Source organism: Stenotrophomonas sp. MYb57 (assembly GCF_002966815.1).
Classification (GTDB): domain Bacteria; phylum Pseudomonadota; class Gammaproteobacteria; order Xanthomonadales; family Xanthomonadaceae; genus Stenotrophomonas; species Stenotrophomonas indicatrix.
On sequence record NZ_CP023271.1, the window covers coordinates 2,187,523 to 2,198,749 of the forward strand.

Sequence of the window (11,227 nt, forward strand, 5' to 3'; positions counted from 1 at the left end):
CCCACGACATGGCCCGTTTCTTCATCGATCGCCCGGTATTTGCCTGGGTGCTGGCGATCTTCGTCATCCTGGCCGGCGTGCTGGCCATTCCGCGGCTGGCGGTCGAGCGCTACCCGGCGGTCGCACCGCCCAGCGTCAGCATCTATGCCAGCTATCCCGGCGCCAGCCCGCAGACATTGAATGATGCGGTGGTCGGCCTGATCGAGCGCGAGCTGTCCAGCGTCAAACACCTGCTGTACTTCGAATCGTCGGTGGACACCTCCGGTGAAGCGTCGATCACCGCCACCTTCAAGCCCGGCACCGATCCTGAGCTGGCGCAGGTGGACGTGCAGAACCGGATCAAGGCGATCGAGCCGCGCCTGCCGCGCAGCGTGCGCCAGAACGGCCTGTTCGTGGAGGCGGCTGACTCCGGGTTCCTGATGCTGGTGGGCCTGCGCTCACCCGATGGCAGTGTCAGCGAAGCGGCGCTGGGCGATTTCATGGCGCGCAACATCATCGAGGAGCTGCGGCGCATCGACGGCGTCGGCCGCGTGCAGCTGTTCGGTGCCGAACAGGCGATGCGGATCTGGCTGGACCCGACCCGCCTGACCGGCTATGGCTTGACCATGGGCGATGTCGCCAGCGCGATCGAGCAGCAGAACCTTGAAATCTCGCCGGGCCGCATCGGCGATTCGCCCGGCGTTCCCGGCCAGCGCATCACCGTGCCCTTGAGTGCCGAGGGCCAGCTGTCCACGCCCGAACAGTTCGCGGCGATCGTGCTGCGCGCCGGTGCCGATGGTTCGCGCGTGCTGCTTGGCGACGTTGCCCGGGTCGAACTGGGCGCGCAGAGCTATGCCTGGGGCACGCGCGAAGATGGCTATCCGGCGACGGCCGCCGGCGTGCAGCTGCGCCCCGGTGCGAATGCGGTGCGTACTGCCACGGCGGTGCGCGAACGCATGGCCGACCTGCAGCCGCTGCTGCCGCAGGGTGTCGAATCCAGCATTCCGTTCGATACCGCGCCCTTCGTGAAAGTATCGATCCAGAAGGTGCTGCAGACCCTGATCGAGGCGATGCTGCTGGTGTTTGCAGTGATGTACCTGTTCCTGCAGAACTGGCGCTATACGCTGATCCCCGCCCTGGTCGCGCCGATCGCGCTGCTGGGCACCTTCGCGGTGATGCTGGCGCTGGGGTTCTCGATCAACGTATTGACCATGTTCGGCATGGTGCTGGCGATCGGCATCATTGTTGACGACGCGATCGTGGTGGTCGAGGGCGTGGAGCGGATCATGGCCGAAGAGGGGCTGCCGCCGCGCGAGGCCACGATCAAGGCGATGCGTGAGCTGACCGGTGCGGTGATCGGCATCACCCTGGTGCTGACGGCGGTGTTCATCCCGATGGCGCTGGCCAGTGGTTCGGTTGGTGCGATCTACCGCCAGTTCAGCGTGGCGATGTCGGTGTCCATCCTGTTTTCGGCCCTGCTGGCGCTGAGCCTGACCCCGGCGCTCTGCGCGACGCTGCTGCGGCAGGGTACACGTGGCCACCATGGCCGCGGCGGCGTGTTCGGTGCGTTCAACCGCGGCTTCGAGCGGATGACCGGGCGTTACCAGCAGGGCGTGGCGGCCGTACTGCGGCGCAGTGGCCGGGTGATGGGCCTGTTCGCTGCCTTGCTGGTGGCATTGCTGATCGGCCTGCATTGGTTGCCGGGTGCGTTCCTGCCGGAAGAGGACCAGGGCTATTTCATGACCTCCATCCAGCTGCCGGCCGAAGCAACCGCCGAGCGTACGCTGGCGGTGGTCGAAGCCTACGAACAGCATGTCGCCTCGCGGCCGGCGATCGCGTCCAACCAGGCCATCCTCGGCTACAGCTTTTCCGGTTCCGGCCCAAGTGCGGCGCTGACCTACACCATGTTGAAGGACTGGGGTGAACGCGGCGGCAGCACCGCATCGGACGAGGTGAAGGCGGCGCAGCAGGCCATGGCAACGGTCCCGGAAGGCGAGGTGATGAGCGTGATGCCGCCGGCCATCGACAGCCTTGGCCGTTCCTCCGGCTTCTCGCTGGCGCTGCAGGCGCGTACCGGACAGGGCCAGGCGGAGCTGCGCGCTGCCCTGCAGCAGCTGTTGAAGCTGGCAGAGGCAAGTCCGTTGCTGGCCGAAGTGAATGCCGATGGCCTGCCGGCGGGCAGCAATGTCCGGCTGGACATCGATCGCGCCAAGGCCGAAGCGATGGGCGTTGCGTTCACCGATATCAGTGCCACGTTGTCGGCGGCAATGGGCTCGCAGTACGTCAACGATTTTCCCAATCGCGGGCGCATGCAGCAGGTGATCATGCAGGCCGATGCGCCGTACCGGATGGAGCTGGAGGACGTGCTGAAGCTGTATGTCCGCAACAGCGAAGGCGGCATGGTGGCGCTGTCCGAACTGGTCACCCCACACTGGACCGAGGCGCCGCTGCAGCTGCAACGTTACCTGGGGTTCCCGGCATTGAATCTGTCCGGTGCACCTGCCGGCGGGGTGTCCACCGGCCAGGCGATGGTCGAGATGGAGCGCCTTGCCCAGCGCCTGCCAGCGGGTTTCGCCCTGCAGTGGACCAGCCAGTCGCTGCAGGAACGCGAGTCGGGTGCCCAGGCGCCGTGGTTGCTGCTGCTGTCGATGCTGGTGGTGTTCCTGGTGCTGGCGGCACTGTACGAGAGCTGGTCGATCCCGCTGGCGGTGATGCTGGTGGTGCCGTTGGGCCTGCTCGGCGCTGTTGCTGCGGTGTTGCTGCGCGGGATGCCCAATGACGTGTTCTTCAAGGTCGGCATGATCACGGTGATCGGACTTTCGGCGAAGAACGCGATCCTGATCGTCGAGTTCGCCCGCCAACTGCAACAGCAGGGACGCGGTCTGGTCGAGGCGACCATCGAAGCAGCACGCCTGCGATTGCGACCGATCGTGATGACCTCGCTGGCGTTCGCGCTGGGCGTGGTGCCGCTGATGCTGGCGCAGGGGGCTTCAAAGGAAACGCAACAGGCCATCGGTACCGGTGTGTTCGGCGGCATGGTCAGTGCGACCGTGTTGGCCGTGTTCTTCGTGCCGGTGTTCTATGTGGTGGTGCAGGGGGCGCAGCAGTGGCTTGCGCAGCGCCTGCGCCGACGCCGGCCGACGCCGGGAGGGAGCGTGAATGGAAAGCAGGTGGATGGAAAGCAGGAGCCCTGAGGGCCTGTACGAGGCGCAGCTGCGCGTGTTGGAGCAGCAGCTGCGGGATGCGCTGCTGGACGGCGACCATGGCGCAGCCACTGCGCTGCTGTCACCGGTGTTGTTCATGATGGACGGGCAGGGCGGCCGGATGCTCGACCTGCCCTGGCTGAGGGACTGGCAGCAAGGGCGCCTGCAGATTCTTGCGCTGCAGGTGCATGCAGTTGAAACGCTGCTGTGTGGACGCCTGGCGTTGTTGTCCGGCGATGTTCAGCTGCATGTGCATTGGCGGGGACGCGAACACGTGCAGCGCTTGCGCTTGTTGCGCGTGTGGACAAGCGCTTCCAGTGCCATCGGCGCGCAGCTGCTGTCGATGGCGGTGCTGGCAGGCTGAACAGGGTCATGCAGCTTTCAGGCCCCGTTTGCGTGCAGATGGTAGGGTCCAGGGTCTCTGTAGTTTCGACAAGGAGTCGAGCCATGCGTGTAATTCCCAGTCTGTTGGCTGCCTCCCTCGGCCTCGCGCTGAGCGCCTGCCAGCCGGCCCAGACGCCGGCCGCCAGTAATGCAGGCGATGCGGCCGCAACGCCGGCACCGGCACCGGTGGCCGCCGACGCTGACGGCGGCGTCAATGGTGCCGGCAACGAAACCCTCTATCGCTGCGGCGACCTTGATGTGCGCGCGACCTTCAACGGAGAGGACGCAGCGACGGTTGTGATTGGCGGGCGCAGTTTCGCGATGTCCTCCGAACGTGCGGCCTCCGGTGCGAAGTATGGCGACGGCAAGGGCAACAGCTTCTGGACCCGCGGCAGTGATGAAGCGCTGCTCAGCCTGAAGGGCGAGGCGGACCGTGAATGCAGCGCGGTGGAAGCGACCGAGGGCGATGGCAGTGCCGGCAACGCGGCGTTCCGTGCCACCGGGAACGAGCCGGGCTGGCTTGCCGTCGTCGACGGCGATACGCCGGGCCTGCAGGTGGACGTGGATTACGGCGAGCGCCGTTTCACCGTCGCCAAACCGACCGAGGGTGCGGATGGCTGGGTGGGCAAGGCGGCGGATGGCACCGACATCAAGCTGAGCTTCCAGCGCACCACCTGCCAGGACGGCATGAGTGGCGAGACATTCGAAGCCAAGGCGATGCTGGCCGTGGGCACGCGCCAGTACCACGGTTGTGGCAACTTCGGCGGCAAATAAGAAAAAGGGGCGGAGGGGATGACGTTGTTTGTGCCATGAACGACGTCATCCCCTCCGTCCCCTTTTCTGCGTCAGCCCTCGCAGGGCTTCAGATCCAGAGCGGGGGACAGGTCGTAGCGCAGGTTCACGCCGATCAACGCCTGCCGGATCGCGCAGTCATCGCGATGGCGGGCCACCAGGTCGGCAAAGATCTTCTCTCGATCGTCGCAGAACCTGGCGATGGCGGCCTCCAGCTCGCGACGACGGGCGTCGTCGTAGGGTTCTTCGCCGGCAAAATGCTGGCAGCTGTTCTCCCGTTCGATGAAGGCCTGCACATCGGCCGGCATGCCGCAGTAGATGCGGATGTCCTGCACGAAAGCGACGTCGTCGGGGACGCTGCAACCGGCGGCAGCCCGCGCCTGTTGCTCCTCGTCGGGGGTGTCCGCCAGCGTCGCCACAGCATCTGCTTCATCTGCGGCCGGTGTAACCGCAGCGGCAGCGGTGTCCGCTGCGGGGGACTGCGTCACCGCGTCCGCGGCGACGTCACCGGTGCTGTCCGCTGCCCGCGGCGAGCACGCCACGAGCAGGGACAGGCAGGCGATCAGCGCAGCGCGGTTAATCGGCACGGCCGGCAAATTCGCCGGTGGCGGTGTTCACCAGCACACGCTCGCCGTTGACGATGTACTCCGGCACCATGATCTCGATGCCGGTGTTGAGCTTGGCCGGCTTCGGGCGCTTGGTGGCGGTGCCGCCCTTCAGTTCCGGCGGCGTCTCGATCACTTCCAGCACCACCGAGGCCGGCAGCTGGATGGCCACCGGCTGCTCGTCGATCACCTGCACGTAGATGCCGGTCAGGCCGTCGGTGATGTAGCCGGCGTCATCGCCGATCACGTCCGCGTCCAGGGTGTAGGGGGTGTAGTCCTCGTCGTCCAGGAACACGAACGCATCGCCGTCCTTGTACGAGTAGGTGGACTGGCGGCGCAGCAGTTCGACTTCGACCAGGTTGTCGTCGGCATCGAAGCTGGCGTCGAGCTTGTTGCCGCCCGGCACGCTGTACATGATGAAGCGGAAGCGGACGTTGCCGCCGCGACCCTGCGGCGAGCTGCGCTCGATGTCGCGGATCTGGTAGACGCCGTTGTTGAACTCGACGACGTTGCCCTTCTTGATGTCGTTGGCTTTCATGATGATGTTGGTCGTTGGGGGAGGGCGCCGTCCCGGCGCCCGGGGGGAATCACTTCGGAGCGAGCCGGGTGGCGCCGTCCAGGCGGATGGTCTCGCCGTTGATGTAGGTGTTGCCGAGGATGTGGCCGACCAGGCTGGCGAAGTCTTCCGGCTTGCCCAGGCGCGACGGGAACGGGATCGAGGCGGCCAGCGATTCCTGCACGGCTTCGGGCATGCCATCGACCATCGGTGTCCAGAACACGCCCGGCGCGATGGTGTTGACGCGGATGCCGAAGCGCGACAGCTCGCGGGCCATCGGCAGGGTCATCGCCACCACGCCGCCCTTGGAGGCGGAGTAGGCGGCCTGGCCGATCTGGCCTTCGTAGGCGGCAACGCTGGCGGTGTTGATGATGACGCCGCGCTCGCCGTCCACGCCGGCCTCGTTGTGCTGCATGCGGTTGGCTGCGGCCTTGGCGACATTGAAGCTGCCGACCAGGTTGACCATCACCGTTCCCTGGAACCCGGCCAGCGGCATCGGGCCTTCCTTGCCCAGCACGCGGCCAGCGCCGAGGATGCCGGCGCAGTTCATGGCGACATTCAGGCCGCCGAGGAAATCGCAGGCCTGGTCGATGGCCGCCGACACGGACGCTTCATCACTGACGTTGACGTTGAAATAGCGGGCGTTGTCCTGCCCCAGCTCGGCAACAGCGGCCGCGCCCTTGGCGTCGTTGAGGTCGAACAGGGCGACCTTGCCGCCCTCGGCAACCAGGTGCTGGGCCACGGCCAGGCCGAGGCCGGAGACGCCGCCAGTGATCACGGCACGTACGGAAGACAGCTGCATTGCACGGTCCTGCAGGTTCAAGAACCGCCGATTCTAACGGAAGCGACGGCAGCCGCCGTTGTGCACTGCGCCGCCGGCCTCAGCCCAGTTCGCGGGCGCGGCGCAGGCGACGCTCGAAGTCGGCGGCGGGCAGGCCATGGGCGAACAGGAAACCCTGGCCGACGGTCACCCCCAGGTCGAGCAGGCACTGCCGTTGTGGCTCGGTCTCCACGCCTTCGGCGACCACGCCCAGCCCCAGGCTGCGCGCGATCGCGCAGACCGCCTCGCACACCGCCACATCCGAACGGTTGCGGGGAATGCCTTCGACAAACAGCTGGCTCAGCTTCAGCCCATGGATGGGCAGGCGCCGCAGGTAGTTCAGGGCGCTGTAGCCTTCGCCGAAGTCGTCGATGGTCAGCATCACCCCCATTTCGCGCAGGCGGGCGAAGGTGCGCAGGGTGTCCGGCGCATCCTCGATCAGCACCCGCTCGGTGAACTCCAGTTCCAGCACGCTGCCGGGCAGGCCGAATTCGTCCAGCACCTGCCGCACCCAGCGGGCGAGATCCTCACCGACGAACTGGCGCCAGGACACGTTGACGGCCACCCGCACCAGGCCGAGCCCGTCGTCCTGCCATTGCCGTACCTGTCGGCAGGCTTCGCGCAGCGCCCATTGGCCGATGCGCACGATGTCGCCGGTGTGCTCGGCGTGGCGGATGAACAGGTCCGGGCGCATCTGCCCCAGCTGGGTGTTGTGCCAGCGCATCAACGCCTCGCAGGCGATGGTGGCGCCGCTGCGCAGGTTGACCTGTGGCTGGTACACCAGGTGGAACTCTTCCCCATCAAGGGCCTTGTGCAGCCGGCTCTCGATCTGCAGGCGGTCATGCTGGCGCTGTGCCAGTTCCGGGGAGAACACCTGCCAACCGTTGCGGGTGCGGCGCTTGCACTCGTACATCGCCGTGTCGGCGTTCTGGATCAGCTGCTGCGGCCGGTTGCCATCGCGCGGTGCGCGGGCGATGCCGATGCTGGCGGTCACCGGGAACTCGTCGCTGCCCAGCTGGAACGGTGCCGAGAACGCCGCAGTGATGCGCTCGGCCAGCTGTTCGGCCTGGTCCGGCTGGTCGCGCAGGTCGCAGATCACCAGGAACTCGTCGCCGCCAAAGCGTGCAAGCAGGCCTTCGGTGCCGATCGCAGTGGCGATGCGCCGGGTCGCTTCGATCAACAGTTCATCACCGGCGTTGTGGCCAAGCAGGTCGTTGACCACCTTGAAACGGTCCAGATCGATGTACAGCACCGCCACGCGGTCGTGGCTGGGGCTGTCCATGCGCACGCCGAGGTCGCTCAGCACCGCATCGCGGTTCATGATTCCGGTCAGTGGGTCGGTGCGGGCCTGCACGCGCAGGGTTTCCTCGGCCTGCTTGCGCTCGGTGATGTCCTGCACGGTGCCGGTGATGCGGGCGGCATCGACATCGCCGGCCGAGACCTCGCCGATCATCCGGATCCAGAACGAGTGGCCATCGCGGCGCTGGCCCTGCAGCTCCAGGCCGAAGCTGCTGCGGTGTTCGATGGTGTCGGCCAGCGCCTGCTGCAGGGCGGCGCGGTCGTCGCTGCGCAGGCAGTCCAGCAGGTCGGGCATGTCCTCCAGGTCGGCCGGCTGGCCGACGATGCGCCGCGCTTCATCGGTGAGGTACAGGCGCTGCAGGCCGCGATCCCACTCCCAACCGCCGATATGGGCCAGTGACTGCGCGCGCGCGAACAGGGTGTTGTTGCGCTTCAGCTCGGTGATGTCACTGAACATCGCATAGACATGGTCGGCCTGGTCGCAGCCGTTGCCGAACACCGGCACGTTGGTGGTGGACAACCACAGCATGCGTCCGCGCGGGCGGTGGTACAGGCCGATGATGGTGCTGCGGATCACCCGCCCGGCCTGGAAACAGCGGCTGGTCGGCCACTGTGACTGGGTCAACGGGTGGCCATGCTCGTCGACGATGATCCACGCTTCGGGATCGAGCATCGCGTTCAAGCCCACGCCGCCACCGGTGAGGCCGAGGATGCGATGTGCGGCCGGGTTGGCCGACAGCACGCGCAGGTCGCGGTCGAACAGGATCACGCCCTTGTCGATCGATTCCATCAACAGGCGATAGCGTGACTCGGCGCGCCAGCGCCCGCTCAGGTCGCGGGCGACGGCGACGATGCAGGGTTGGCCGCGGTCCTGGAAGCCGGCCGAGTGCACCTCCACCGGAAAGCGGCTGCCATCACCGCGCATGTTGGTCACTTCGATGACGTAGGTGTCGCCGCGGTTCAGCGCTTCCCACACCGGTTGCAGATGGTCGCTGGGCAGGTCGGGATTGAGCAGTTCGATCGGCTGGCCGACGATGTCCTCGCGCGGGCGGTCGTAGGCGACGATGCCTGCGCGGTTGACGTCCAGCACCACGCCCTCGGCGCTGAGGATGCTGACCGGGTCGGGCACGGCGTCGAACAACGCGGCATAGCGTGCCTGGGTATCCAGTTCGCGCTGCTGCGCATCGGCCAGCGCCTGCCGTGCCTGGCGCAGCAGCCTGGCCTGGGCCGGCGGCGGCGAAGCAGCCAGCGCCGCGTCCAGAGCGGCCAGCGCGACGTCGGTTGCGGCGGGTGTATCGCCGATGGCCGGACGGTCGCGCGGGCCGCTGTCGTTCATGTCGCTGCCAGCGCCTGCCCGACGCGGCTGGCGGTCGCGCGGCCGAGCAGTCCGGCCAGCCAGCGGCCGGTCTCGGCCAGCGACGGCAGGTCGACCCCGCACTCCAGGCCCAGGCCCTGCAGCAGGTACACCACGTCCTCGCTGGCCACGTTGCCGCTGGCGCCCTTCGCGTACGGGCAGCCGCCGGCACCGGACACCGCGCTGTCGACCACGCGCACGCCTTCTTCCAGGCAGGTGGCGATGTTGGCGATGGCCTGGCCGTAGGTATCGTGGAAGTGCACCGCCAGTGCGCTCATCGGGATCTCGGCAGCCACCGCCTGCAGCATCGCGCGGGCCTTGCGTGGCGTGCCAACGCCGATGGTGTCACCCAGCGAGATCTCATAGCACCCCATATGGTGCAGTGCGCGGGCCACGCGCACCACATCGGCCAGAGGTACTTCGCCCTGGTAGGGGCAGCCGAGCACGGTGGAGACGTAGCCACGCACGCGCACGCCGTCGGCGGCCGCACGGCGCAGGATCGGCTCGAAGCGGGCCAGCGATTCATCGATGCCGGCGTTGGTGTTGGTGCGGTTGAAGGCTTCCGATGCAGCGGTGAACACCGCGATTTCCTGCACGCCGACGGCGCGCGCACGGTCGTAGCCCTGTTCGTTCGGCACCAGCACCGGATAGGCGATGCCCGGGCGGCGCTGGATGCCGGCATAGACCTCGGCAGCATCGGCCAACTGCGGGACCCAGCGCGGGCTGACGAAGCTGGTTGCCTCGATCGTACGCAGGCCGGTGGACGACAGGCGATCGATCAGGGCGATCTTGTCGGTGGTCGCCACGGCCTGCTTTTCGTTCTGCAGCCCGTCGCGCGGGCCGACCTCGACGATGCGGACGAAATCGCTCATCGCGGCACCCCCATGAAAAGCGGCGCGGGGCGGGCAGGGCGGATGGGATCGGCTGGGGTCACGACGGTTCCTGGGAAACGGGGGCGGCCCGGTCTTCGCCAGGCTGCCAGATGAGATACGCAGGCGGGTCGCACAAGCGGCCACGCCTGCGCCTGGTGGCGACGCAGGGATCTACCCGGGCAGGTGGCAGACCGCCTCGATGTTGTTGCCGTCGGGGTCGATCACGAAGGCGGCGTAATAGTCCGGGTGGTACCAGGGACGCAGGCCGGGCGCACCATTGTCGCGCCCCCCTGCGGCCAGCGCGGCGGCGTGGAAGGCATCAACCTGGGCGCGTTCGGCGCAGACGAAGGCCACGTGCACGCCCTGGCTGAGCGGCGCCGCATTGCCCAGCCAGAAGAACGGCTTGCCGTGGTTGCCGAAACCCACGTGGTCGTGGGCACCGGTCTGTTCGGCGCTGACCTCCATCACCACGCCGATCTGCAGCGGTGCCAGCGCCTGCAGGAAGAAGGCCCTGCTGCGCGGCAGGTCGCCGCTGTTCAAGCCGATATGGTCCAGCATGTCAGGCCTCCGTGACCCAGTGCGGCGCGCGTTTGTCGAGGAAGGCACCCAGGCCCTCCTGGCCTTCGGCCGATACCCGCAGGCGAGCGATCAGGGCGGCATTGTCACGGTCCAGGCTGTCGCGATCATGGGCGTCGCGAACCTGCCGGACCAGCAGCTTGGCCGAAGCCGAGGCGATCGGCCCGGCCTTGTCGAGCAGGGCAAGCTGTCGCTGCACGGCCTCGTCCAGGCGTTCGGGCTCCACCAGCTGGTGGATCAGGCCGATACGCAGGGCCGTGTCGGCGTCGAAGTGCTCGCCGGTGGCGAACCAGCGGCGGGACTGGCGGCTGCCGATGGCCTCGATCACATAGGGCGAGATCACTGCCGGCAGCAGGCCCAGCCGGCTTTCGGTCAGGCCGAAACGGGCGGCGGTGGTGGCGATGGCGATATCGCAGCAGGCCACCAGGCCGACGCCACCACCAAAGGCCGCGCCGTGGACGCGGGCGAGGGTGGGCTTGGGCAGCTCGTCCAGGGTGCGCATCAGCCGGGCCAGGGCCAGGGCGTCGTCACGGTTGTCGGCCTCGCTGGCGGAGGCCATGCCGCGCATCCACTGCATGTCGGCACCGGCGGAGAAGGAGGCACCGTGGCCGGCCACCACCACCGTGCGCACCGTGTCATCGCGGCCGGCCGCTTCCAGGGCTGCGGTCAGCCGGGCGATCAGGCCGGCGTCAAAGGCGTTGTGCAGCTCCGGCCGGTTCAGCCAGAGGGTCAGGACAGCGCCGTTGCGCTCGATCTGCAAAGCATCGTTCATGGGATTCCGGGGGTT

At 67.7% G+C, this 11,227-nt stretch carries 10 protein-coding genes; 3 read left to right on the top strand and 7 right to left on the bottom strand.

From position 1 onward, the window contains the following. Positions 1-8 precede the first annotated feature (8 nt). The 3 genes from CLM74_RS10110 (at position 9) to CLM74_RS10120 (ending at position 4,340) form a co-directional block, all read left to right on the top strand. Entirely contained in the window at positions 9-3,173 is a 3,165-nt protein-coding gene (locus tag CLM74_RS10110) for a multidrug efflux RND transporter permease subunit (RefSeq protein WP_105163984.1), read from the top strand. Continuing rightward, complete coding sequence (locus tag CLM74_RS10115) at positions 3,154-3,546, top strand: nuclear transport factor 2 family protein (protein ID WP_105163985.1); 393 nt, start codon at positions 3,154-3,156, stop codon at positions 3,544-3,546. Before CLM74_RS10110 ends, CLM74_RS10115 begins: the two co-directional genes overlap by 20 nt. Positions 3,547-3,629: 83 nt before the next feature. Further along, positions 3,630-4,340: an MliC family protein gene (locus tag CLM74_RS10120; RefSeq protein ID WP_105163986.1), complete on the top strand. Its 711-nt coding sequence runs from the start codon at positions 3,630-3,632 to the stop codon at positions 4,338-4,340. Between the two features lie 71 nt (positions 4,341-4,411). Here CLM74_RS10120 and CLM74_RS10125 read toward each other — a convergent pair whose 3' ends face one another. The 7 genes from CLM74_RS10125 to CLM74_RS10155 all read right to left on the bottom strand — a co-directional run bounded on the left by CLM74_RS10125 (position 4,412) and on the right by CLM74_RS10155 (position 11,212). Continuing rightward, the gene (locus tag CLM74_RS10125) at positions 4,412-4,945 is read right to left on the bottom strand and encodes a hypothetical protein (RefSeq protein WP_105164981.1); all 534 of its coding nucleotides are present in this window, start codon (positions 4,943-4,945) and stop codon (positions 4,412-4,414) included. Beyond that, a complete protein-coding gene (yeiP, locus tag CLM74_RS10130; RefSeq protein WP_006363947.1) occupies positions 4,935-5,501 on the bottom strand; it encodes an elongation factor P-like protein YeiP in 567 nt (188 codons plus the stop codon). Before yeiP ends, CLM74_RS10125 begins: the two co-directional genes overlap by 11 nt. A gap of 49 nt (positions 5,502-5,550) precedes the next feature. Then, positions 5,551-6,321, bottom strand: coding sequence for an SDR family NAD(P)-dependent oxidoreductase (locus CLM74_RS10135; protein WP_033830999.1), 771 nt, complete (start codon positions 6,319-6,321; stop codon positions 5,551-5,553). Positions 6,322-6,400: 79 nt separating this feature from the next. After that, positions 6,401-8,974, bottom strand: coding sequence for an EAL domain-containing protein (locus CLM74_RS10140; RefSeq protein ID WP_088100900.1), 2,574 nt, complete (start codon positions 8,972-8,974; stop codon positions 6,401-6,403). Then, positions 8,971-9,864, bottom strand: coding sequence for a hydroxymethylglutaryl-CoA lyase (locus CLM74_RS10145; protein WP_105163987.1), 894 nt, complete (start codon positions 9,862-9,864; stop codon positions 8,971-8,973). Before CLM74_RS10145 ends, CLM74_RS10140 begins: the two co-directional genes overlap by 4 nt. Positions 9,865-10,035: 171 nt before the next feature. Continuing rightward, positions 10,036-10,422 carry a VOC family protein gene (locus CLM74_RS10150; protein WP_025874747.1) on the bottom strand — a complete coding sequence of 129 codons (387 nt, stop codon included), beginning with the start codon at positions 10,420-10,422 and terminating at the stop codon, positions 10,036-10,038. A 1-nt stretch (position 10,423) separates the two neighbouring features. After that, positions 10,424-11,212, bottom strand: coding sequence for an enoyl-CoA hydratase-related protein (locus CLM74_RS10155; RefSeq protein ID WP_025874745.1), 789 nt, complete (start codon positions 11,210-11,212; stop codon positions 10,424-10,426). Positions 11,213-11,227 lie beyond the last annotated feature (15 nt).

What these genes read in the sequence shown, in the direction of transcription:
- CLM74_RS10110 (WP_105163984.1), top strand. Translation starts at nt 9, where the DNA reads ATGGCCCGTTTCTTCATCGATCGCCCGGTATTTGCCTGGGTGCTGGCG.
- CLM74_RS10115 (WP_105163985.1), top strand. Translation starts at nt 3,154, where the DNA reads ATGGAAAGCAGGAGCCCTGAGGGCCTGTACGAGGCGCAGCTGCGCGTG.
- CLM74_RS10120 (WP_105163986.1), top strand. Translation starts at nt 3,630, where the DNA reads ATGCGTGTAATTCCCAGTCTGTTGGCTGCCTCCCTCGGCCTCGCGCTG.
- yeiP (WP_006363947.1), bottom strand. Translation starts at nt 5,501, where the DNA reads ATGAAAGCCAACGACATCAAGAAGGGCAACGTCGTCGAGTTCAACAAC.
- CLM74_RS10135 (WP_033830999.1), bottom strand. Translation starts at nt 6,321, where the DNA reads ATGCAGCTGTCTTCCGTACGTGCCGTGATCACTGGCGGCGTCTCCGGC.
- CLM74_RS10140 (WP_088100900.1), bottom strand. Translation starts at nt 8,974, where the DNA reads ATGAACGACAGCGGCCCGCGCGACCGTCCGGCCATCGGCGATACACCC.
- CLM74_RS10145 (WP_105163987.1), bottom strand. Translation starts at nt 9,864, where the DNA reads ATGAGCGATTTCGTCCGCATCGTCGAGGTCGGCCCGCGCGACGGGCTG.
- CLM74_RS10150 (WP_025874747.1), bottom strand. Translation starts at nt 10,422, where the DNA reads ATGCTGGACCATATCGGCTTGAACAGCGGCGACCTGCCGCGCAGCAGG.
- CLM74_RS10155 (WP_025874745.1), bottom strand. Translation starts at nt 11,212, where the DNA reads ATGAACGATGCTTTGCAGATCGAGCGCAACGGCGCTGTCCTGACCCTC.